Genomic DNA, 21,509 nt, shown 5'->3' with positions numbered 1-21,509 from the left:
ATGAGAGACCTGAAACGTGTGGGAAACCTGAGTGTATTGGTTGCGGGCATGGGGATCGGAGCCGCCTTGGCGACCGCGCCACTCGCCGCCGCCGGCACCCAGTCGGCCGATGGTGGCGCCGGTGCACTGGGCGTCGCCGCCGCGTGGGCCGCAGCCGACATCGGTGAGGCGGTCGCCACGGTGGGCACGGCAGAGGTATCGCTGCCCACGCTGCCGGACGGCTTCAACGTCGCGCTCTCGATCAGCGGCATCGACTTGTTGAGCCTGGGCACCGCGACGGCGTCGTCGAGCTTCGGCAACTTCGCCTTCGCCTACGGCGACCTCGCCGACGCCAACGCCATGAGCGGTTTCTTCAACTACGCCTCCGCCCAGGGCGACGACGCCATCGCGCTTGCCGGAGGCGCCGGATCATTCAACTACGCCTCCGCCCTCGGCGACCACGCCAGCGCGACGGCGGCCTGGGGCAACGGCAATGTGGCCACCGCGACCGGCGACCACGCCGTCGCCTTCGCGGGTGCCTCCGAGTCGTGGGGTGTCTACGACAGCCACTACAACACCGCCACCGCCGAGGGGCTGCATGCCTTGGCGTACGCCGGCTGGGACGGGAGCAGCAACAACACCGCCACCGCGATCGGCGACTACGTCCAGGTTTACGTGCCGGAGGGCAACCCGTACGGCCCGTCCGACGCCGACGCCAACCTCTTCGACGACGGCGAGGGCCTGGCCGACTTCTGGACCGGCCTGTGGAATCTGTTCACCGGTTAATCAGTTGACCAGGGCTTGAACGGGTTCACCGCGAACTGAATCACCCGGTAGGGCGCTCGGTCTCGCGGCTGGGTGTTCCACTGGCTGACGAACACCCGCAGTTCGTCGAGCGTGGAGCCCGGTGAGATGTAGCCGCCGTAGGGCTGGGCCAGCCGGTTGTCCAACGGCGAGGGCAGGGTCTCCACGGGCACCGGAGGGTCCGGCCACTCGGCATGCTGCACCACCGTGGTCACCGGGGCGGTGCCCAAGCCGGTCGGTTCGTAGGCCACCCGGACCTCCATGTTCCCGGTGGTGCCGTTGAAGTACGACAACACCGGCCTGCCGTCGATCTGGCGCAGGCTGAGCTCACCGATCTGGTCGTTCCACAGCGGCGTGGGCGGGTGACCCCACCCCGCGGTGGCCGACCAGCCCTGCCAGGCCGACCGGTCGGTGAAGTCTCCCGGGGCGACACGGTAGAGCGTCACCGGCGCACTGCGGTCAAAGTTGTTGGCCACCAGGTAAACCCAGCCGGTGGCGGAGTCCGGCGTCGGAATCGGGTCGTAGTAACCACTGATCTGGGACTGACCGTGATCCTGGTAGGAGGCGGGCCGCGCCGATCCGGGCACCGTCTGCCAGCCCGGTTGCGCGGGATCGGCTTTGACCAACCGCGAGCTCTCGGGCACCAGCATTGTGGTGGTGGTGACCATCAGATAGTTGGTCCGGTTGATCGAGACGATTCCGGCCGGCAGCTGGGTAGCGCCCGCCGGCGACGGGTCGGCCAGCAGCGGCCTGTCCACCCCGAGCACCCCGGTGTAGCGCACCCCGTCGGGGTCGTCGACCGAATCGGGGTCCAGCCGCAGCGCGATCGGCGAATACCAGCCGCCGTACCCGACCCCCTGGCCGGCGAAGCTGTCCCCGCAGATCTGCAGCACCGCGCTGGGGAATTCCATGAACTCGCACAGGTCGGTGGCGCCGATACCGTAATCGCCGGTGGGCGTTCCGGTTCCGGCGCTGGGACCGATCCGCACCACCTGGCCCTCCGCCAGCGGCCACAGCACCGGACGCGGAAACGGCGCGGGCTCGGCGTGCGCCACCCCGGGGAGAGCCACCAGCAGTGCCGTCACCAGACTGCCCGCCGAGCGTGCATGCAGACCGAAAAATCTTGGAGATTTTCGAGCTGAGTGCACGTTCGGCACCGTGGCAGGGCGTCAGGACCCGGAAGATCCCGCCAGCAGCTCGGCGATCTGAATCGTGTTGAGCGCCGCGCCTTTACGCAGGTTGTCCCCCGAGACGAACAGCGCCAGACCACGCCCGTCGGGAACACCCGGATCCACCCGGATCCGGCCCACCAGCGAGTCGTCGGCGCCGGCGGCGGCCAACGGGGTCGGCACGTCGGTCAGCGTCACGCCCGGGGCGTCGGCCAGCAGCTCAGCGGCCCGTTGCGGCGACAGCGGCCGAGCGAACTCGGCGTTGATCGACAGCGAGTGCCCGGTGAACACCGGCACGCGAACGCAGGTGCCGCTCACCAACAGCTCTGGCACACCCAGGATCTTGCGGCTCTCGAAGCGCAGCTTCTGGTCTTCGTCGGTCTCGCCCGAGCCGTCGTCGACCAGCGAGCCCGCCAGCGCGACCACGTTGAACGCGATCGGCGCGACGTACTTGTTCGGGGCCGGGAACTCGACCGCCCCACCGTCGTGCACCAACTCCTCGGCACCGTCGAGCACCGCACGAACCTGCGTCGCCAGCTCCTGCACTCCGGCCAGCCCGCTGCCCGAAACCGCCTGATAGGTCGAGACGATCAGGCGGGTCAGCCCGGCCTCGTCGTGCAGCGGCTTGAGCACCGGCATGGCCGCCATGGTGGTGCAGTTCGGGTTGGCGATGATGCCCTTGGCCAACTTCTTCCCGCGCACGTCGCGGTCGAAGTTCACCTCCGAGACCACCAGCGGGACTTCGGGATCCTTACGCCACGCCGACGAGTTGTCGATCACCGTGACCCCGGCGGCGGCGAACCGCGGGGCCTGCACCCGCGACATGGTCGCCCCGGCGGAGAACACCGCGATGTCCAGCCCGGACGGGTCCGCGGTCTCGGCGTCCTCGACCTCGATCTCGGCGCCGCGGAACTCCAGCTTGCGCCCGGCCGAACGCGCCGAGGCGAAGAACCGCACCTCGTCGGCCGGGAAGTTGCGCTCCTCCAACAGGGTGCGCATCACCTGGCCGACCTGGCCGGTCGCACCGACCACACCGATGGAAACCATTCAGCGCCCCGTCCCGCCGTAGACCGTGGCCGTCTCCTCAGCGCCGAGGCCGAAGGCCTCGTGCAGCGACACGACAGCCTTGTCCAGATCGTCTTCGGCGCACAGCACCGAGATCCGGATCTCGGAGGTGGAGATCAGGTCGATGTTGACCCCGTTCTCGGCCAGCGTCTCGCAGAAGGTGGCCGTCACGCCCGGGTGGCTGCGCATCCCGGCGCCGATCAGCGACACCTTGCCCACCTTGGCGTCATAGAGCACCTCGGCGAAGCCGATCTCACCCTTGAGCGACTCCAGCTTGGCCACCGCGGCCGGGCCGTTGTCGCGCGGGCAGGTGAAGGTGATGTCGGTCTTGCCGTCTTCGATCTTCGAGACGTTCTGCAGCACCATGTCGATGTTGATGTCGGCGTCGGCGACGGCGCGGAAGATCTTGGCCGCGTAACCGGGCAGGTCGGGGATACCGACCACGGTCACCTTGGCCTCACTGCGGTCGTGTGCGACTCCGGTCAGGATGGCGTCTTCCATGGGGATGTCCTTGATCGATCCGGAAACGATGGTGCCGGGCTTGTCCGAGTAGGAGGACCGGACGTGGATGGGCAGGTGGTAGCGGCGGGCGTACTCCACACAGCGCAGCATGAGCACCTTGGCGCCGCACGCGGCCAGTTCGAGCATCTCCTCGAAGGTGACGGTGTCCAGGCGCTTGGCGTTGGGCACGATGCGCGGGTCGGCGCTGAAGATGCCGTCGACGTCGGTGTAGATCTCGCAGACGTCGGCCTTCAGTGCCGCGGCCAGCGCCACCGCTGTGGTGTCCGAGCCGCCGCGGCCCAAGGTGGTGACGTCCTTGGTGTCCTGGCTGACGCCCTGGAAGCCGGCGACCAGCACCACCTGGTCTTCACCGAGCGCGGCCTGCAGCCGTCCCGGGGTGACGTCGATGATCTTGGCCTTGCCGTGCGCGCCGGTCGTGATCACGCCGGCCTGCGATCCGGTGAACGAACGGGCGTTGCAGCCCAGCTCCTCGATGGCCATCGCGACCAGGGCGTTGGAGATCCGCTCGCCGGCGGTCAGCAGCATGTCCAGTTCACGGGCCGGCGGCGACGAACAGACCTGCTGCGCGAGGTCCAGGAGGTCATCGGTGGTGTCGCCCATTGCTGAGCAGACCACCACGACCTCGTTACCGGCTCTTTTGGTCGCGACGATGCGCTCGGCGACCCGGCGGACCCGGTCGGCGTCGGCCACCGACGATCCGCCGTATTTCTGTACGACGAGCGCCACGGTCGTCCTTTCCGCCGATCTGAACTGATCGGGCCTCTATAGAACCTCAACAAGGATAGGGGAAGGATCTTCCTGGTTCACCCGGCCTCCGGGCGACAACGTGGGAGGACATCGCGGCGCGGCTGCCGAAACGGCGTGTAAGCTTCTCCACGTGCAGCGCGCGCTCCTGCTCGGTCGCCGCGACGGGGTCTGACCAGGACCGGCTCCCCGTCGCGGGTTTCGCCGATGCGCCGGTTCTTGAGTCCACTGGACAATTCCTGACAAGCCGGAGCGAAAATCGTGACTACCTATTCCACTTATTCCAGCCCTTCCAGCCCGGACGCCTTCACGTCCGCCCGGGCCATCACCAAGCCCGCGGGGCCGCCTAACCCCGGCCAGCCCGTCTGGAATCCCCAGCGCGGCTCGGCAATGCCGGTCAAGCGGTACCGCAGCTTCGCCGACGAGGTGCCGGGCGGCAGCCCAGCACTGGGCGCGGCGGTTCCGTTCGACCGCACCTGGCCCGACCGCGTCATCGACCGCGCCCCGCTGTGGTGTGCGGTGGATCTGCGCGACGGCAACCAGGCGCTGATCGACCCGATGAGCCCGGCCCGCAAGCGGCGGATGTTCGACCTGCTGGTTCAGATGGGCTACAAGGAGATCGAGGTCGGCTTCCCGTCGGCCAGCCAGACCGACTTCGACTTCGTCCGCGAAATCATCACCGACGGCGCCGTCCCCGACGACGTGACCCTGCAGGTGCTGACCCAGTGCCGTGACGAGCTGATCGAGCGCACCTTCGAGGCCTGCGCGGGCGCCAAGAACGTGATCGTGCACTTCTACAACTCGACGTCGGTGCTGCAGCGCCGGGTGGTGTTCCGCGCCGACCGGGAAGCGGTGCAGGCCATCGCGGTGGCGGGGGCGCGCAAGTGCCTCCAGGAGCAGGCCAAATACCCGGACACCCGGTGGCGTTACGAGTACTCGCCGGAGTCCTACACCGGAACCGAGCTGGAGTACGCCAAGCAGGTCTGCGACGCCGTCGGCGACGTGATCCAGCCCACGCCGGACAACCCGATCATCTTCAACCTGCCGGCGACCGTGGAGATGGCGACCCCGAACGTCTACGCCGACTCGATCGAGTGGATGAGCCGCAACCTGAAGCGCCGCGACTCGGTGATCCTGAGCCTGCACCCGCACAACGACCGCGGCACCGCGGTCGCCGCCGCGGAACTGGGCTACCAGGCCGGCGCCGACCGGATCGAGGGCTGCCTGTTCGGCAACGGCGAACGCACCGGCAACGTCTGCCTGGTGACGCTGGGTCTGAACCTGTTCTCCCGCGGCGTGGACCCGCAGATCGACTTCTCCAACATCGACGAGATCCGCCGCACCGTCGAATACTGCAACCAGCTGAACGTCCCCGAGCGTCACCCCTACGGCGGCGATCTGGTCTACACCGCCTTCTCCGGCAGTCACCAGGACGCCATCAACAAGGGTCTGGACCAGATGAAGATCGATGCGGACGCCGCCGATTCCGACGTCGACGACATGCTCTGGCAGGTCCCCTATCTGCCGATCGACCCCCGCGACGTGGGCCGTACCTACGAAGCGGTGATCCGGGTCAACTCGCAGTCCGGCAAGGGCGGCGTGGCCTACGTGATGAAGACCGACCACGGGCTGGTGCTGCCGCGGCGGCTGCAGATCGAATTCTCCAAGGTGATCCAGCAGCTGACCGACGGCGAGGGCGGCGAGGTCACCCCGAAGGAGATGTGGGACGCCTTCGCCGACGAATACCTGAACCCGATCACGCCGCTGGAGCGCATGCACCAGAAGCTGCTGGCCGCCGAGACCGATGACGGCACCGACCGCATCGAGGCCGTGGTCAAGATCGACGGCGTGGAGACCGAGATCAGCGGGGCGGGCAACGGTCCGCTGGCTGCGTTCGTCGACGCGCTCAGCCACGTCGGGGTGCAGGTGCACGTGCTGGACTACTCCGAGCACGCGATGAGCGCCGGCGAGGAAGCCAAGGCCGCGGCCTATGTGGAGGCGAGGATCGACCGGCCGATCGCGAGCGCGGCGGAGCCGGGCGAAGCGGGTCGGACGCATGAGCAGAGCAACGTGGTCTGGGGCGTCGGGATCGCGTCGTCGATCACCACCGCGTCGCTGCGGGCGGTGGTCTCCGCGGTGAACCGGGCGGCTCGGCTCGGCTGACGCGGCGCTAGAACAGCGAGATCTGCTCGCCCGCCGGGCCGGCGTCGACGAACTCCTCGATGCCGGTGCCTTGGACGATCCCACCCACCCGGTCAACGCACGCCATGAAGTCGTGATCGGAGACCGTCGGCACACCCAGCTCGTGAGCCAGGTAGCCCTTGCCCTGTTCGGGACGTTCCTCGTTGCAGATCACCAGTGACGTCTGGGCGTCGACGACGTCGCTGTAGGCCAGCCCGGCGTGCAGGATGCGTTCGACGAGCTCCTCGTGGGTGCGGGTGCACTCCGCCGACAACGCCACCCGCATGCCCTGCACCAGCGGGCGTCCCCGCACGTAGCGGCCCGGGTTGAGGTAGGCGCACGGCATCCGCGACGCCAGCGCCTTCAGCGGCCGCAGCTCCTCGTGGGTGATCCGGCCGTTGGGCCAGCGGCGCCGGGTCACCGGCCGCACCGGCAACCACACGTCACGTTCCCGGGCGCGCTGCAGGGCGGGCTCCAGGACGCCGGCCAGTACGCGGGCGTCATCGAGTGCGTCGTGCGCCCGGGTCTGGACCACGCCCCAATGCGCGGCCAGCGTCTGCAATCGCAGATTGGGCAGGCCCAGGTCCAACCGTCGCGCCAGTTCCAGGGTGCACATCACCGAATCGACGGGCAGGACGGCGCCGGCCATCTCCGCCTCGGCCGCCAGGAACGTGTAGTCGAACGCCACATTGTGGGCCACCAGGGTGCGTCCGGGCAGCAGCGCGGCAACCTCGTCGACGACATCGGCGAACTGCGGCTGCCCGGCCAGCATCTCGGCGGTCAGCCCGTGCACGTGCGTGGGTCCCGGGTCGGTACCCGGGTTGACCAGGTGCGACACCGCCTGCTCCACCCGACCGTCGGGGTCCAGGGCCAGCGCGGCGACGCTGAGCACCCGGGCCTGCCCGGGCCGAAATCCCGATGTCTCGACGTCGACCACGACCCAGCCGTCGCCGGTTTCGCGGGCCGGGCGGCCCCACCGAGCACTCATGTGTTTGAGGATGGCACGCCGGGGTGACGGAATCGGGGCGCCACCGCCCGTGTCGCCGCGCCAACTGCCCGCCCTAAACTCACGGCCATGATCACCGCCCGCGGACGCCTGGCGCTGGCCGCCGGTGCCAGTGCCCGATGGGCGTCGCGGGTGACCGGCCGCGGCGCCGGCGCGATGATCGGCGGCCTGGTCGCGATGACCCTGGACTCCTCGATACTGCGTCAGCTTGGAGCCGGGCGGCGCACGGCCATCGTCACCGGCACCAACGGCAAGTCGACCACCACCCGCATGCTCGCGGCCGCGCTGAGCGACCTCGGTGCGGTGGCCACCAACGCTGAGGGCGCCAACATGGATGCCGGACTGGTGGCGGCGCTGGCCGCTGACCGGACCGCGCAGCTGGCGGCGCTCGAGGTCGACGAGATGCATGTCCCGCACGTCGCCGACGCGGTGGCGCCGGCGGTGGTGGTGCTGCTCAACCTGTCCCGGGACCAGCTGGACCGGGTCGGCGAGATCAACGCCGTGGAGCGTGCGCTGCGCACCGGCCTGGCCCGTCATCCGCAGACGGTGGTGGTCGCCAACTGCGATGACGTGCTGATGGCCTCGGCCGCCTACGACAGCCCCAACGCGGTCTGGGTCGCCGCAGGCGCCAGCTGGTCCGGCGACTCGGTCAGCTGCCCGCGCAGCGGCGAGGTGATCGACCGCCACGAGGGCCGCTGGCGCTCCACCGGATGCGAATTCAGCCGCCCCACGCCGCAGTGGTGGTTCGACGACGACGCGCTGTACGGGCCGGACGGTCTGGTGCTGCCGATGCGGCTGGCCCTGCCCGGCGCCGTCAACCGCGGCAACGCCGCGCAGGCCGTCGCGGCCGCCGTCGCACTGGGAGCGGATCCGGCCAAAGCGGTGGCTGCGGTCTCGGCGGTCGACGAGGTGGCCGGTCGCTACCGCAGCGTGCGGGTCGGCGACCACACGGTGCGGATGCTGCTGGCCAAGAACCCGGCGGGCTGGCAGGAGGCGCTGTCGATGGTCGACAAGCATGCCGCCGGTGTGGTGATCGCCGTCAACGGGCAGGTGCCCGACGGCGAAGACCTGTCGTGGCTGTGGGATGTGCGTTTTGAGCACTTCGAGGACACCACCGTGGTGGCGGCCGGCGAGCGCGGCACCGACCTGGCGGTGCGGCTGGGCTACGCCGGCGTGCAGCACACCCTGGTGCACGACACCCTCGCCGCGATCGCGTCCTGCCCGCCCGGGCCGGTCGAGGTGGTCGCCAACTACACCGCGTTCCTGCAACTGCAGCGGAGGTTGGGCAATGGCTGATCCGGTGCGGATCGGGCTGGTGCTGCCCGACGTGATGGGCACCTACGGGGACGGCGGCAACGCGGTGGTGCTGCGTCAGCGCCTGCTGCTGCGCGGGATTCCCGCCGAGATCGTCGAGATCACCCTGGCCGAACCGGTGCCGGAATCCTTAGACCTCTACACCCTGGGCGGCGCCGAGGACTACGCCCAGCGACTGGCCACCCGTCATCTGATCCGGTATCCGGGACTGCAGCGCGCGGCCGAACGCGGGGCGCCGGTCCTGGCGATCTGCGCGGCCATCCAGGTGCTCGGGCACTGGTATGAGACCTCGGCCGGTGAGCGGGTCGAAGGGGTCGGGCTACTGGATGTGACCACCTCCCCGCAGGAGTCGCGCACCATCGGCGAGGTGGTCGCCACACCGCTGCTGGCGGGGTTGTCGGCGCCGCTGACCGGTTTCGAGAACCACCGCGGCGGCACCGTGCTGGGGCCGGACGCCTCGCCGCTGAGCGCGGTCACCAAGGGCGCCGGCAACAAGGCCGGCGACGGCTACGACGGCGCGGTGCAGGGCAGCGTGGTCGCCACCTACCTGCACGGGCCGTGCCTGGCCCGCAACCCGGAGCTGGCCGACCTGCTGCTGTCGAAGGTGGTCGGCGACCTGCCACCCCTGGAACTGCCCGAAGTCGACGAGCTGCGCCGCGAACGACTTGCCGCACCACGACGGATCTAAGGCCACGACGGACTACGGTCGGGCTATGGGCGACCCACGCGTGACCGACGAGGCGGGCGTCGCCGAGGCCGCGATCGAGATCTCCCAACGCCTCTACGATCGCCTGGGCGAGACCATCGCGGTCATCGAGGATCTGGTCGCCAAACAGTCGCCGGACCTCACCAGCGATTCCGCTCTGCTGCAGCTGCTGCACGAAACGGTCTCGGCCAACGTCGACACGTACTTCTCGGCGATCCGCCACAACATTCCGGTGGCCGACATCGCGGCGCCGCCGGTCGCCCTGGAGCACGCCCGCCGGCTGGCGCAGCGCGGGGTGCCGGTCAACGCGCTGGTGCGCGGCTACCGGCTGGGCCACTCGGTGGCACTGCAACTGGTGCTGGCCGAGATCCGTTCCGCGGAACTGGAACCCGACCTGAGCCTGAGCGTGCTCGGCGCCATGTCGACGCTCATGTTCGGCTACGTCGACGAGATGTCGCAGCAGGTGTCGGCGGTCTATCAGGCCGAGCGGGAACGCTGGCTGGAGAGCCGAAACGCGGTGCGTGCGTTGCGGGTCCGCGAGATCCTCGCCGACGAGAGCCTGGACGTCGATGCGATGACGACCGCGATCCGCTACCCGCTGCGGCGCACCCACGCCGCCGTGGTCGTGTGGTATCCCGATTCGGCCGGCGACCGGCTGGCCGCCGCGGAGGGGTTCGTCAAGCACCTCGCCGAAGCACTGCCGGTACACGGTGCGCCGTTGTTCGTCCCGGCCGACAGCGCATGCGGGTGGGCATGGCTTCCGCTGCCCTCGGGCGCCGGAGACGCTGTGGTGGAACAGATCCGGGCCTGCGCGCTCGCCGCCGACGGTGAGCCGTGGGTGGCGATCGGTCAACCGCTGCCCGGCGTCGAGGGTTTCCGCCGATCCCATCAGCAGGCACTGGCGGCGCAGACCCTGGCGACGTCCTCCGGAGCGGTCTCCAACCGGGTCAGTGCGGCAAGCGATCCCGGACTGTCCGCGGCGGCGCTACTCGGCGGTGACAACCTGACCGCCGCCCGGGCCTGGGTCGCCGAGGTGCTCGGCCCGCTGGCCTGCGCCACCGAGAGCGACGACCGGCTGCGCGACACCCTGCGGGTGTTCCTGCGCAGCGGATCCAGCTTCAAAGCGGCCGGCGAGCAACTGCACCTCCACGTCAACACCGTCAAGTACCGGGTGCAGCGAGCGATCGAGCGCCGCGGCCGCCCCATCGCCGACGATCGCCTGGACGTCGAGATCGCCTTGCTGCTGTGTCAGTGGTACGGGGCTGCGGTGTTGTCTTCCGGAGACGAATAGCCGGCCGAATTCCAGCCGCGCGGGACGAGCGGCGGAACTGTTGCGCTGCCTAACGTCAGACACATCCGAAGACGACCAAGGCAAGGGGTTGACAGCGATGAGCATCGAGATGGCCGGCGAACCGACGCTCTGGCAGGACAAGAAACGTCACCTGTGGCTGCTGGGCCTGGTGGTGCCCACCATGCTGTTCCTGATGCTGCCGCTGGTCTGGGCGCTGAACCAGGCCGGTCTGCACACCGCGGCGCAACTGCCGCTCTACATCGGGCCGATCCTGCTCTACGTGCTGCTGCCGGCGCTGGACTTGTGGATCGGCGCCGATGGCCAGAACCCGCCGGATGAGGTGATGGCGGCGCTGGAGAACGACAAGTACTACCGCTACGCCACCTACGCCTACATCCCGTTCCAGTACGCCAGCGCCATCTTCGGCGCCTACCTGTTCACGGCCTCGGACCTGGGCTGGCTCGGCTTTGACGGGTCGCTGGGCTGGCTGGGCAAGATCGGGGTGGCGCTCACCACCGCGATCGTGGCCGGGGTGGGCATCAACACCGCCCACGAGCTGGGCCACAAGAAGGAGTCCCTGGAGCGGTGGCTGGCCAAGATCACCCTGGCCCAGGTCTGCTACGGCCACTTCTACGTCGAGCACAACCGCGGCCACCACGTTCGGGTGGCCACCCCGGAAGACCCGGCGTCGGCCCGCTTCGGTGAGACTTTCTGGGAGTTCCTGCCCCGCAGCACTTTCGGCGGTATCCGATCTGCGTGGGAGCTGGAGGCCCAGCGTATCCGCCGCACCGGCAAGAACCCGTGGAACCCACAGACCTGGGCGGACAACGACGTGCTCAACGCCCTGGCGATGTCGGTGCTGTTCTGGGGCGTGATGATCGCGGTGTTCGGCGTGGCGCTGCTGCCCTACGTGCTGATCAACGCCGTCTACGGCTCGTCGCTGCTGGAGGCGGTGAACTACCTGGAGCACTACGGGCTGGTGCGCCAGAAGCAGGCCAGCGGCCGCTACGAGCGCTGCACACCGCAGCACAGCTGGAATTCCGACCACATGGTGACCAACCTGTTCCTCTACCACCTGCAGCGGCACAGCGACCACCACGCCAACCCCACCCGCCGCTACCAGACCCTGCGCAGCTTCTCCGACTCGCCGAACCTGCCGGCCGGCTACGGGGCCCTGATCGGGGTGACCTACTTCCCGCCGCTGTGGCGCAAGCTGATGGACCACCGCGTACTGCAGCACTACGCCGGGGACATCACCCGGGCCAACATCTCGCCGCGCCGCCGGGAGAAGATCCTGGCCCGCTACCAGGCGGTGGCCTGATGGCGCGGTACGGATGCCCGGGCTGCGGGTACGTCTACGACGAGGCCACCGGTGAGCCCCGGGAGGGGTTTCCGGCCGGCACGCCCTGGCCACAGGTCCCCGACGACTGGGCCTGCCCGGATTGTGCGGTACGCGAAAAGCTGGACTTCGAAGGAGTGAACTGATGAGCGACTACAAACTGTTCCGGTGCCTGCAGTGCGGCTTCGAATACGACGAGGCGCTGGGGTGGCCGGAGGACGGCATCGAGCCCGGCACCCGTTGGGCCGACATCCCCGAGGACTGGAGCTGCCCGGACTGCGGCGCCGCCAAGGCCGACTTCGAGATGGTGGAAGTGGTCCGGCCGTGACCGGAGTGGTCATCGTGGGGGCGGGCCTGGCCTCGGTGCGCACCGCCGAACAGCTCCGCCGCAACGGCTTTGACGGCCCGATCACGATCGTCGGCGCCGAGGAGCACCCGCCCTATGACCGTCCGCCGCTGTCCAAGCAGATGCTGCGCGGCGAGGTGGATGACGTGGCGTTGAAACCGGCGAGCTTCTACGACGACAACGGCATCACCCTGCGCCTCGGCTGCCCCGCCCTCGCCGTCGACGTCGCCGCCCACACCCTGACTTTGGCCGACGGGCAGGTGCTCGGCTACGACCAGCTGGTGATCGCCACCGGCCTGGTGCCCAACCGGATCGCGGCGTTCGGCGACCTGGACGGTGTCTGCGTGCTGCGCTCGCTCGATGACTGTGTGGCGCTGCAGCGCCGGGCCGCGAGCGCGCGCCGCGCCGTGGTGATCGGTGCCGGCTTCATCGGGTGTGAGGTCGCCGCGAGCCTGCGCGGCATGGGGGTGCAGGTGACGCTGGTGGAGCCGCAGGCCGCGCCCCTGGCCGGCGTGCTGGGCGAGCAGGCCGGGGCGTTGATCGCCCGGCTGCACCGCGACGAGGGCGTCGATGTGCGCACCGGCGTGGCGGTGAGTTCGGTCTCCGGGAGCGAGTCTGTTGAGGCGGTGACGCTGTCCGACGGTTCAGTCGTTGCGGCCGAGCTCGTGGTGGTCGGTGTCGGGTCGCGGCCCGCCTGCGACTGGCTGGCCGGCAGCGGCGTCGAGGTGGCCGACGGCGTGGTCTGCGACGCGGTCGGACGTACCAGCGCTGCCGATGTGTGGGCGATCGGCGACGTGGCGGCCTGGCGCGATGCGACCGGGAGCCGGGTCCGCGTCGAGCATTGGAGCAATGTCGCCGATCAGGCGAAGATCCTGGTGGCGGCGATGCTGGACTCCGAGGCAGTGATCAGCCCCGGCGTGCCCTACTTCTGGAGCGATCAGTACGACGTCAAGATCCAGTGCCTGGGCCGGCCGAAGGCAAACGACACCGTGCATCTGGTCGACGATGACGGGCGCCGCTTCCTGGCCTACTACGAGCGCGATGGGGTGCTGGTCGCGGTGGTGGGTGCGGGGATTCCGGAAAAGGTGCGGACGGCACGGGCCAAGATCGCCGCCGGGGTGGCGATCGCCGAGGTGCTGCAGCCGGTTTAGCTGTACTCCACTTCCGCGAGTTCGGGCTCACGCAGGAAAAGGTCGAGAAGACTCCTGCGTGAGCCCGATCTCGCGGGGAATGGATCAGGCCATGGCGCGGCGGCCGGTGAAGGCCCGGCCCAGGGTCAGCTCGTCGGCGAATTCCAGGTCGCCGCCCATCGGCAGCCCCGATGCCAGGCGCGTCACGCTGAGCCCGGGGATGTCGCGCAGCACCCGCACCAGGTAGGTGGCGGTGGCCTCGCCCTCGGTGTTGGGGTCGGTGGCGATGATCACCTCGCTGACGTCGACCCCGTCAACCCGCTCCCCGACCCGATTCAGCAGCTCACGCACCCGCAGTTGCTCAGGGCCGATCCCGGACAGGGGATCCAGCGCGCCGCCGAGCACGTGATAGCGGCCGCGGAACTCGCGGGTGCGTTCGATGGCCGCGACGTCCTTGGGCTCCTCGACCACGCAGATCTGAGCGAAGTCGCGGCGAGGATCCCCGCAGATCCGGCACCGCTCCGCGTCGGAGACATTGCCGCACACCTCGCAGAACCGCACCCCGTCGCGGACCTTGGTGAGCACCGCGGTCAGCCGATCGATCTCCGGCGGCTCCACCGACAGCAGGTGAAACGCGATCCGCTGGGCGCTCTTGGGGCCGATGCCCGGCAGCTTGCCCAGCTCATCGATCAGGTCCTGGACCGGACCCTCAAACACCTAAACTCCCGGCATGCCGAGCGCGCCGCCCATGCCGCCGGCCAGCGGCGACAACCGCTGCTGAGCCAGCGTCTGCGCCTTCTTCGAGGCGTCCGCGAGCGCTCCCACGAGCAGGTCCTGCAGGGTCTCGATGTCCTCGGGGTCGACGACCTTGGGGTCGATGTGCACCGCGAGCACCTTACCGCTGCCGTTGGAGGTGACCTTGACCAGGCCGCCGCCGGCTTCCCCGTGCACCTCGGTGACGGCCAGCTCCTGCTGCGCCTGCAGCAGTCGCTGCTGCATCTGCTGAGCCTGGGCCAGCAGCGCCGACATGTCGGGCGGGCCTCCTGGTTGCATGACACTCCCCTTGCGTTGTCCTGCGCGTGGTCTCGACAGGGTTGCGGCTTGGTTACAGCTGGAGAGACCTGGCGCGTGTGAGAAGTCCAGCGTAGTCGGCCCCGGCCTACGTTGGCGGTGTGCGCGTACCAGTTCCCATCCGTGTCGGTATCGCGATCACCGCCGGCCTGGTGGTGGCCGCCGCAGTGCCGAGCGCCCCGCTGTCCTCGGCCGCACCCGGCGGCATCGCCGGCATGATCGTGTTCCTCGACCCCGGGCACAGCGGCGGAGGCGACCCCGCCACGCTGTCCCGCCAGGTGCCCAACGGCCGCGGCGGCACCAAGAACTGCCAGACCAGCGGTACCGCCACCAACTCCGGGTATCCCGAACACAGCTTCGCCTGGGACACCACGCTGCGGATCCGCCAGGCCCTCAACTCCGCCGGGGTGCGCACCGCGATGTCGCGCGGTGACGACAACGGGCCCGCCCCGTGCATCGACGCACGCGCCGCGGCGGCCAACGCGCTGCACCCCAATGCGATCGTGTCCATCCACGCCGACGGGGGCCAGCCCGCCGGCCGGGGATTCCACGTCAACTACTCCGCGCCTCCGCTGAACCCGGCGCAGGAGGGCCCGGCAGTGCGGTTCGCCCAGATCATGCGCAGTCAGCTGCAGGCCGCGGGCATTCCCCCGGCCAACTACATCGGCACCGACGGGCTGAAGGGGCGCGCCGACCTCGCCGGGCTCAACCTGGCCGAATATCCGTCGATCCTGGTCGAGCTGGGCAACATGAAGAACGCCACCGATGCGGCCCTGATGGAGAGCCCGGCGGGCCGTCAGCGCTACGCCGACGCGGTGGCGCGCGGCATCGCCAGTTTCCTGAGCAGTCAGACGCAGCTGCCCTGAGCTGCGGGGCTGGACCGCCGTGCTTGACCAGACCCGACACGCCGTTCCGTGCAGAACCGCCGATCCGCCGTTAGCGTGGAAGGTGATGTCCGTTCGGCCGGCCGATACTCCGACATCCCACACGCGGGGGGTGCGGCGGCTGCTGGACAGCTACGGCAACATCCCCGCCGACGAATCGGTCCGGCTGGCCAAGCCCACCTCCAACCTGTTCCGGGCGCGAGCGAAACGCCAGGCGCCCGGCCTGGACACCTCGGGTCTGGTGAGCGTGATCGGCGTCGACCCGGAGAACCGCACCGCCGACGTCGAGGGCATGTGCACCTATGAGTCGCTGGTCGCCGCCACACTCCCGTACGGGCTGTCGCCGCTGGTGGTCCCGCAGCTGAAGACGATCACGCTGGGCGGTGCGGTCAGCGGCCTCGGGATCGAGTCGGCGTCGTTCCGCAATGGACTTCCCCACGAGTCGGTGCTGGAGATGGACGTGCTCACCGGCGCCGGCGAGCTGCTGACGGTATCGCGCGACCAGCACGAAGACCTGTTCCACGCGTTTCCGAATTCCTATGGCACGCTCGGATATTCGACGCGACTGCGGATCGAGCTGGAACCCGTGAAGCCCTTCGTCGCGCTGCGGCACATCCGCTTCGACTCCCTGGATGACCTGGTGTCGACGATGGATCGCATCATCGACACCGGCGGGCTGGAGGGTGTCCCGGTGGATTACCTCGACGGGGTGGTGTTCAGCCCCCGCGAGAGCTACCTGTGTGTGGGCATCGCGACCGACTCCCCCGGCGCCGTCAGCGACTACACCGGCCAGCAGATCTATTACCGCTCGATCCGGCACGCGCACGGCATCAAAGACGACCGGCTGACCATCCACGACTATCTGTGGCGCTGGGACACCGACTGGTTCTGGTGCTCACGCGCCTTCGGCGCGCAGCGTCCGCTGGTGCGTCGGTATTGGCCACGGCGCTACCGGCGCAGCAGCGTGTACTCGAAGCTGATCGCCTACGACCAGCGCTTCGCCATCGCCGACCGGATCGAGAAGCGGCATAACCGCCCGCCACGCGAACGGGTGGTGCAGGACATCGAGGTTCCGCTGGAGCGCTGCGGTCAATTCCTGGACTGGTTCTTCGCCAACGTCCCGATCGAGCCGGTGTGGTTGTGCCCGCTGCGGCTGCGCGGTGACGAGGAGTGGCCGCTGTATCCGATCCGGTCCAATCGCACCTACGTCAACGTCGGGTTCTGGTCCTCGGTCCCGGCCGGCGCCACCGAGGGAGCCACCAACCGTCTGATCGAGGCGAAGGTGAGCGAGCTCGACGGCCACAAGTCGCTGTATTCCGACTCCTACTACACCGCAGCGGAGTTTGATGAGCTCTACGGCGGTGAGACCTATCGCCGGATCAAGAAGATCTACGACCCCGACTCGCGGCTCCTGGACCTCTACGCGAAGGCGGTGCGACGACGATGACGCTCGACAGCGCACGGGTACGCGCTCCGGCCGGCCGGATGACCCTGGCCCAGGTGCTGGAGACGCTGGCCACCGACGGTCACCTGCCGCTGCGATTCACCGCCTACGACGGCAGCAGCACCGGCCCCGACGACGCACCGCTGGGCCTGGATCTGCTGACCCCGCGCGGCACCACCTATCTGGCCACCGCACCCGGCGACTTGGGGATGGCCCGGGCCTACATCGCCGGCGACCTGGGGCTGCGCGGCGTGCACCCGGGCGACCCCTATCGACTGCTCAAAGCACTGGCCGATGAGCTGCACTTCAAACGGCCCTCGCCGCGAGTGATGGCCAACATCGTGCGCTCGATCGGGATCGAGCATCTGGTTCCGATCGCCCCGCCGCCCCAGGAGATACTCCCCCGCTGGCGGCGTATCGCGGAAGGACTGCGGCACAGCAAGTCTCGGGACGCCGAGGCCATCCACCACCACTACGACGTGTCCAATGCCTTCTACGAGTGGGTGCTGGGGCCGTCGATGACCTACACCTGCGCGGTATACCCGTCTGCGGACGCGACGCTGGAGCAGGCCCAGGAGAACAAGTACCGGCTGGTCTTCGACAAGCTGCGGTTGTGCCCCGGCGACACGTTGCTCGACGTGGGCTGCGGCTGGGGCGGCATGGTGCGCTACGCCGCACGACACGGGGTGCGCGCCATCGGCGCCACACTCTCGGCCGAGCAGGCCCGGTGGGCGCAGCGCGCGATCGCCGAGGCGGGCCTGTCGGACCGAGCTGAGGTGCGGCACTGCGACTATCGTGACGTCGGCGAGTCCGGATTCGACGCGGTGTCCTCGATCGGGATGACCGAACACATCGGCGTGACCAACTACCCCGCTTACTTCGGCTTCCTCAAGTCCAAGCTGCGGCGCGGCGGTCTGCTGCTCAACCACTGCATCACCCGGGCGGACAACAAGGCCAGTGCGACCGCGGGTGATTTCATCGACCGCTACGTGTTTCCCGACGCGGAACTGGCCGGATCGGGCCGCGTCGTCAGCGAGATCCAGGACGCCGGCCTGGAGGTGCTGCACACCGAGAACCTGCGCAACCACTACGAGCTGACGCTGCGCGATTGGTGTGCGAACTTGGTGGCGCACTGGGACGAGGCCGTCGCCGAGGTGGGGCTGGCCACCGCCAAGGTGTGGGGCCTGTATATGGCCGGTTCCCGACTGGGCTTCGAACACAACGGGATTCAGCTGCATCATGTGCTCGCGGTCAACGGCGGTGACGGGGCCTGCCTGCCACTGCGGCCCTGGTGGCGGCCCTAGCGAACCTAGCGGCTCTGGCGGCGCGCGAAGTCCGGCGCCCGCTCCGGACGCACCCCCACACCGACCAGGTAGGCCGGTATCCCCGCCAGCCACGGCAACACCGCGAACACGGTGCCCACGCCCGCCGGCGGGCTGAGGTTCCCCCCGCGCAGGATCGGGTTCAGCGCCCGGTGCGCCACCCGCTGGATCGACTGGGTGACGACGGTGGGCAGCTCCCGGCGTCGCTGCACGGCGGCCAGATCCCGGCGGGTCACCCGCCGGTGTCGCAGCGGCTCGGCCAGGATTCTCGCAGCGGCCACCGCGTCCTGCACCGCCAGGTTGATGCCGACCCCGCCCACCGGCGACATGGCGTGCGCGGCGTCGCCGATGCACAACAGCCCGTCGATATGCCAGCGCCGCAATCGATTCACCCGCACATCAAGGTGTTTGACGTCGTCCATGCTCTGCAGCGCCGCCACCGAGTCGGCGGCTTCGGGAATGAGCTCGAGCACGTCTTGGCGGAACGCCTCGATACCGCGCGCCCGCCGGTCTGCGTCGGTGCCCTTACGGCCCAGGTAGGCGACCTGAAAGTAACTGTCGCGCGGGATCATGATCGCGGCGCGGCCCGGCCCCAGACGCGGCAACAGGGTGGGCTGCGCGGCGCGGGGGTTCGCCAGTCGGAACCACCAGACGTCGAAATTGACCGGAAACTCCCGCGAGTGCAGGCCCGCCTCGTGGCGCGCCACCGACCAGCGCCCGTCGCAGGCCACCGTGAGATCGGCACGCAGTTCGCCGCTGCCGTCGGCATCGCGATAGCGCACTCCGGCCACCCGGCCTTCCTCGTGCAGCAGCCCGGTGACCTCGGTCTGCATCCGCAAGGAGAACGTCGGCTCGGTCTGCGCGGACTCCGCGAGCAGATTGAGCAGGTCCCACTGCGGCACCATCGCCACGTACGGGTGCGGCTGGCGACGCAACCGGCTGAAGTCGACCACCGTGACGCCGCGCCCGGCCACATCGAGGCTGACCTGGTGGATCTCGCTGTGCGCCAGCCCCGCAAAGCGCTCCCCGAGCCCGAGCTCGTCGAGCAGCCGCAGGGTGGTGGGGTGCACGGTGTCGCCGCGGAAATCGCGCAGAAAGTCTGCGTGCTTCTCCAGCAGTGTCACCTCAACGCCGGCGCGGGCCAGCAACAGTCCGAGCACCATGCCGGCGGGTCCGCCACCGACGATCGCGCACGTGGTTGCTTCGGTCGTATCGCCCATCGCGGTGCAACGCTACGCGGGTTTGGGATGCCAGCCGGCCGGTTATCCGCATCTGGGCAGGGGGGTTACATCATGACGGCCAAAACACTCACCAAAGGCACAAAGACCACCACGAACGGCAGGCTCGGCTTGGCCGAGGTGTTGATGCTTCTCGCGGGCGGAGGTCAGCCACCGCTGAAGATTTCCGCCTACGACGGAAGCAGCGTCGGGCCCGAGGACACAGAGCTGGGCGTTGACCTGCTCAATCCCCGGGCCACCGCCTATCTGGCGACGTCCCTGGGTCAACTCGGGATCGCCCGCGCCTACGTCGGCGGCGACCTCGCGCTACGCGGCGTCCATCCCGGGAATCCCTACCCGGTGCTCAACGCCATGGCGGATCTGGAGTTCAAGCACCCCTCGCCGCGCGAGCTGGCCAACATCGTCCGGTCCGTCGGGCTGAAGAACCTGAAGCCCATCTCGCCGCCGCCGGAGGAAGCTCCGCCCCGATGGCGCCGGACCGCCGACGGGCTGCGGCATTCCAAGGCTCGCGACGCCGATGCGATCCATCACCACTACGACGTGTCCAACACCTTCTACGAATGGGTGCTCGGTCCGTCGATGACCTACAGCTGTGCGATCTACCCGCGCGCCGATGCTTCCCTGGAGGAAGCGCAGGAGAACAAGTACCGGCTGATCTTCGAGAAGCTGCGCCTGCAGCCCGGCGACCGCCTGCTGGATGTGGGCTGCGGCTGGGGCGGCATGGTGCGCTACGCCGCCCGCCGCGGCGTGCAGGCGCTCGGGGTGAGTCTGTCGACCGCACAGGTGGAGTGGGCGCGCAGGGCGATCGCCGATGAGGGGCTCGCGGGTCTGGCCGAGGTGCGGCACTGCGACTACCGCGACATCCGCGAGGACGGCTTCGACGCCGTTTCATCGATCGGGGTGAGCGAGCACATCGGGGTGAAGAATTACCGCTCCTACTTCGGCTTCCTGAAGTCGAAGCTGCGCACCGGTGGGCTGCTGCTCAATCAATGCGTGACGCTGCCGGACAACTCGATCTACCGCGGTGACGCCTTCACCGATCGCTATGTATTCCCCGACGGGGAGATCACCGGCTCGGGCCGCGTGATCTCCGACATTCAGCAGACCGGCCTCGAAGTGCTGCACGAGGAGGACTTCCGTCACCACTACGCGATGACGCTGCGGCAATGGAGCCGCAACCTGGTGTCGCACTGGGACGACGCCGTCGCCGAGGTCGGGCTGGGCCGGGCCAAGGTGTGGGGCCTGTACATGGCCGCGTCCGTGCTGTGCTTTGAACGCAACCTGTTCCAGCTGCATCAGGTGCTGGCCAGCAACGTCGACCGTGGTGGCGACGACGACCTGCCGCTGCGGCCCTGGTGGCGCCCTTAGTCAGTCGCCGCTGATCCGGCGGGCGCCCAGCTCGTTCTGCAACAACTCCAGGGCCACTTCTTCGGGGTCGCGGCGCGGCGGCGCGTCAGCGCCGGCGTCCACCGCGGCCTCGGCCAGCATGGCCTCCTCGTCGGCGCGCCGGGCCGATTCCGCGTCGACCTGGACGGGCGCAGCCGACTGGCCCGCGTCCGGGGGCGGTCCGCCGACCTCACAGCGCACCCGCCAGTTCACCCCGAGAGCATCCTTGAGCGCCTCGACGATGACGTCGGCGTTGCGCTGCTCGCAGAGCCGCCGGGCCAGCGGCGCCGACTCGTGGCTGAGCACCAGCGTGTTGCCGTCCACGGTGCGCACCGTCGCGCCGGCCAGCATCACCTCGGTGGTGCGGCTGCGCTGGCGCACCTTCTCGCGCACCGTCGTCCACATCGCGCGGACCGCCGCGGCGTCGGGTTCGCCCGGGGTCACCGCCGCAGCGGGTGCCGGCGGCGCCGGTGGGGGCTTCGGCGCAGGGGCCGGAGCGGGGGCCGGTGCGGGCGGTTTGGGTTCGGGTGCGGGCACCGCCGCGGCGGGTGGCGGCGGTGCCCGCACC

General features: G+C 69.4%; 20 protein-coding genes and 1 pseudogene. 13 read left to right on the top strand and 8 right to left on the bottom strand.

Features of this window, described 5'->3' with window-relative positions:
* The first annotated feature begins 48 nt into the window (after positions 1-48).
* A complete protein-coding gene (locus AWC18_RS07435) occupies positions 49-765 on the top strand; it encodes a hypothetical protein (RefSeq protein WP_085138287.1) in 717 nt (238 codons plus the stop codon).
* On the opposite strand, the gene AWC18_RS07430 is transcribed toward AWC18_RS07435, so the two are convergent.
* The 3 genes from AWC18_RS07430 to AWC18_RS07420 all read right to left on the bottom strand — a co-directional run bounded on the left by AWC18_RS07430 (position 762) and on the right by AWC18_RS07420 (position 4,265).
* On the bottom strand, positions 762-1,871 hold the full coding sequence (locus tag AWC18_RS07430; RefSeq protein WP_109560017.1) for a DUF4185 domain-containing protein: 1,110 nt from the start codon (positions 1,869-1,871) through the stop codon (positions 762-764). The two genes, AWC18_RS07435 and AWC18_RS07430, sit on opposite strands and share 4 nt — an antisense overlap.
* An 81-nt stretch (positions 1,872-1,952) precedes the next feature.
* Positions 1,953-2,999 carry an aspartate-semialdehyde dehydrogenase gene (locus tag AWC18_RS07425; RefSeq protein ID WP_085138286.1) on the bottom strand — a complete coding sequence of 349 codons (1,047 nt, stop codon included), beginning with the start codon at positions 2,997-2,999 and terminating at the stop codon, positions 1,953-1,955.
* Entirely contained in the window at positions 3,000-4,265 is a 1,266-nt protein-coding gene (locus AWC18_RS07420) for an aspartate kinase (protein ID WP_085138285.1), read from the bottom strand.
* 279 nt (positions 4,266-4,544) lie between these two features.
* On the opposite strand from AWC18_RS07420, the gene leuA reads away from it, so the two are divergent.
* Positions 4,545-6,446 carry a 2-isopropylmalate synthase gene (gene leuA / locus AWC18_RS07415; RefSeq protein ID WP_085138284.1) on the top strand — a complete coding sequence of 634 codons (1,902 nt, stop codon included), beginning with the start codon at positions 4,545-4,547 and terminating at the stop codon, positions 6,444-6,446.
* 7 nt (positions 6,447-6,453) lie between these two features.
* Here leuA and AWC18_RS07410 read toward each other — a convergent pair whose 3' ends face one another.
* On the bottom strand, positions 6,454-7,452 hold the full coding sequence (locus AWC18_RS07410; protein WP_064996911.1) for a DEDDh family exonuclease: 999 nt from the start codon (positions 7,450-7,452) through the stop codon (positions 6,454-6,456).
* Between the two features lie 87 nt (positions 7,453-7,539).
* On the opposite strand from AWC18_RS07410, the gene AWC18_RS07405 reads away from it, so the two are divergent.
* From AWC18_RS07405 to AWC18_RS07375, 7 genes are all read left to right on the top strand, one after another.
* The gene (locus AWC18_RS07405; protein WP_085138283.1) at positions 7,540-8,766 is read left to right on the top strand and encodes a Mur ligase family protein; all 1,227 of its coding nucleotides are present in this window, start codon (positions 7,540-7,542) and stop codon (positions 8,764-8,766) included.
* The gene (locus tag AWC18_RS07400) at positions 8,759-9,472 is read left to right on the top strand and encodes a type 1 glutamine amidotransferase (protein ID WP_085138282.1); all 714 of its coding nucleotides are present in this window, start codon (positions 8,759-8,761) and stop codon (positions 9,470-9,472) included. Before AWC18_RS07405 ends, AWC18_RS07400 begins: the two co-directional genes overlap by 8 nt.
* Positions 9,473-9,497: 25 nt before the next feature.
* The gene (locus AWC18_RS07395) at positions 9,498-10,781 is read left to right on the top strand and encodes a PucR family transcriptional regulator (protein ID WP_085138281.1); all 1,284 of its coding nucleotides are present in this window, start codon (positions 9,498-9,500) and stop codon (positions 10,779-10,781) included.
* A gap of 97 nt (positions 10,782-10,878) precedes the next feature.
* Positions 10,879-12,102 (top strand): alkane 1-monooxygenase, encoded by a 1,224-nt coding sequence (locus AWC18_RS07390; protein ID WP_420093317.1) that lies wholly within the window; start codon positions 10,879-10,881, stop codon positions 12,100-12,102.
* The gene (locus AWC18_RS07385; protein ID WP_085138279.1) at positions 12,102-12,266 is read left to right on the top strand and encodes a rubredoxin; all 165 of its coding nucleotides are present in this window, start codon (positions 12,102-12,104) and stop codon (positions 12,264-12,266) included. The genes AWC18_RS07390 and AWC18_RS07385 overlap by 1 nt, the downstream gene beginning before the upstream one ends.
* A complete protein-coding gene (locus tag AWC18_RS07380; protein WP_024443033.1) occupies positions 12,266-12,448 on the top strand; it encodes a rubredoxin in 183 nt (60 codons plus the stop codon). Before AWC18_RS07385 ends, AWC18_RS07380 begins: the two co-directional genes overlap by 1 nt.
* Positions 12,445-13,617, top strand: coding sequence for an NAD(P)/FAD-dependent oxidoreductase (locus tag AWC18_RS07375; RefSeq protein ID WP_085138278.1), 1,173 nt, complete (start codon positions 12,445-12,447; stop codon positions 13,615-13,617). The genes AWC18_RS07380 and AWC18_RS07375 overlap by 4 nt, the downstream gene beginning before the upstream one ends.
* Before the next feature lie 84 nt (positions 13,618-13,701).
* Here AWC18_RS07375 and recR read toward each other — a convergent pair whose 3' ends face one another.
* Together recR and AWC18_RS07365 are read right to left on the bottom strand one after the other, a co-directional pair.
* Positions 13,702-14,313, bottom strand: coding sequence for a recombination mediator RecR (recR, locus tag AWC18_RS07370; RefSeq protein ID WP_024443030.1), 612 nt, complete (start codon positions 14,311-14,313; stop codon positions 13,702-13,704).
* The gene (locus tag AWC18_RS07365; RefSeq protein WP_085138277.1) at positions 14,314-14,649 is read right to left on the bottom strand and encodes a YbaB/EbfC family nucleoid-associated protein; all 336 of its coding nucleotides are present in this window, start codon (positions 14,647-14,649) and stop codon (positions 14,314-14,316) included.
* A 119-nt stretch (positions 14,650-14,768) separates the two neighbouring features.
* Between AWC18_RS07365 and AWC18_RS07360 the strand changes: the two genes are divergently transcribed.
* The 3 genes from AWC18_RS07360 (at position 14,769) to AWC18_RS07350 (ending at position 18,299) form a co-directional block, all read left to right on the top strand.
* Positions 14,769-15,533: an Rv3717 family N-acetylmuramoyl-L-alanine amidase gene (locus AWC18_RS07360; RefSeq protein WP_064996917.1), complete on the top strand. Its 765-nt coding sequence runs from the start codon at positions 14,769-14,771 to the stop codon at positions 15,531-15,533.
* A gap of 85 nt (positions 15,534-15,618) precedes the next feature.
* Positions 15,619-16,998, top strand: coding sequence for an FAD-binding oxidoreductase (locus AWC18_RS07355; protein ID WP_085138276.1), 1,380 nt, complete (start codon positions 15,619-15,621; stop codon positions 16,996-16,998).
* Positions 16,995-18,299: a class I SAM-dependent methyltransferase gene (locus tag AWC18_RS07350; RefSeq protein WP_085138275.1), complete on the top strand. Its 1,305-nt coding sequence runs from the start codon at positions 16,995-16,997 to the stop codon at positions 18,297-18,299. The genes AWC18_RS07355 and AWC18_RS07350 overlap by 4 nt, the downstream gene beginning before the upstream one ends.
* A gap of 5 nt (positions 18,300-18,304) precedes the next feature.
* Here the strand turns inward: AWC18_RS07350 and AWC18_RS07345 are convergent, their stop codons facing one another.
* Positions 18,305-19,537: an FAD-dependent oxidoreductase gene (locus AWC18_RS07345; RefSeq protein ID WP_085138274.1), complete on the bottom strand. Its 1,233-nt coding sequence runs from the start codon at positions 19,535-19,537 to the stop codon at positions 18,305-18,307.
* A gap of 72 nt (positions 19,538-19,609) precedes the next feature.
* Here AWC18_RS07345 and AWC18_RS07340 point away from each other — a divergent pair, with 72 nt between their 5' ends.
* Positions 19,610-20,923 carry a class I SAM-dependent methyltransferase gene (locus tag AWC18_RS07340; protein WP_085138273.1) on the top strand — a complete coding sequence of 438 codons (1,314 nt, stop codon included), beginning with the start codon at positions 19,610-19,612 and terminating at the stop codon, positions 20,921-20,923.
* On the opposite strand, the pseudogene AWC18_RS07335 reads toward AWC18_RS07340, so the two are convergent.
* Positions 20,924-21,509: pseudogene (locus AWC18_RS07335) on the bottom strand (DNA polymerase III subunit gamma/tau); the annotation flags it as partial. It abuts the gene before it with no gap.

Origin of the sequence: Mycolicibacter nonchromogenicus (assembly GCF_002101775.1) — a bacterium.
In the GTDB taxonomy this organism is placed as follows: Bacteria; Actinomycetota; Actinomycetes; order Mycobacteriales; family Mycobacteriaceae; genus Mycobacterium; species Mycobacterium nonchromogenicum.
This window is presented reverse-complemented; position numbering and strand designations above follow the sequence as displayed.

Coding starts and splice junctions, on each gene's coding strand:
- AWC18_RS07435 (WP_085138287.1), top strand. CDS start 49: ATGGGGATCGGAGCCGCCTTGGCGACCGCGCCACTCGCCGCCGCCGGC.
- AWC18_RS07340 (WP_085138273.1), top strand. CDS start 19,610: ATGACGGCCAAAACACTCACCAAAGGCACAAAGACCACCACGAACGGC.
- AWC18_RS07400 (WP_085138282.1), top strand. CDS start 8,759: ATGGCTGATCCGGTGCGGATCGGGCTGGTGCTGCCCGACGTGATGGGC.
- AWC18_RS07390 (WP_420093317.1), top strand. CDS start 10,879: ATGAGCATCGAGATGGCCGGCGAACCGACGCTCTGGCAGGACAAGAAA.
- AWC18_RS07365 (WP_085138277.1), bottom strand. CDS start 14,649: ATGCAACCAGGAGGCCCGCCCGACATGTCGGCGCTGCTGGCCCAGGCT.
- AWC18_RS07345 (WP_085138274.1), bottom strand. CDS start 19,537: ATGGGCGATACGACCGAAGCAACCACGTGCGCGATCGTCGGTGGCGGA.
- AWC18_RS07425 (WP_085138286.1), bottom strand. CDS start 2,999: ATGGTTTCCATCGGTGTGGTCGGTGCGACCGGCCAGGTCGGCCAGGTG.
- AWC18_RS07395 (WP_085138281.1), top strand. CDS start 9,498: ATGGGCGACCCACGCGTGACCGACGAGGCGGGCGTCGCCGAGGCCGCG.
- AWC18_RS07380 (WP_024443033.1), top strand. CDS start 12,266: ATGAGCGACTACAAACTGTTCCGGTGCCTGCAGTGCGGCTTCGAATAC.
- AWC18_RS07350 (WP_085138275.1), top strand. CDS start 16,995: ATGACGCTCGACAGCGCACGGGTACGCGCTCCGGCCGGCCGGATGACC.
- AWC18_RS07410 (WP_064996911.1), bottom strand. CDS start 7,452: ATGAGTGCTCGGTGGGGCCGCCCGGCCCGCGAAACCGGCGACGGCTGG.
- AWC18_RS07405 (WP_085138283.1), top strand. CDS start 7,540: ATGATCACCGCCCGCGGACGCCTGGCGCTGGCCGCCGGTGCCAGTGCC.
- AWC18_RS07385 (WP_085138279.1), top strand. CDS start 12,102: ATGGCGCGGTACGGATGCCCGGGCTGCGGGTACGTCTACGACGAGGCC.
- AWC18_RS07355 (WP_085138276.1), top strand. CDS start 15,619: ATGTCCGTTCGGCCGGCCGATACTCCGACATCCCACACGCGGGGGGTG.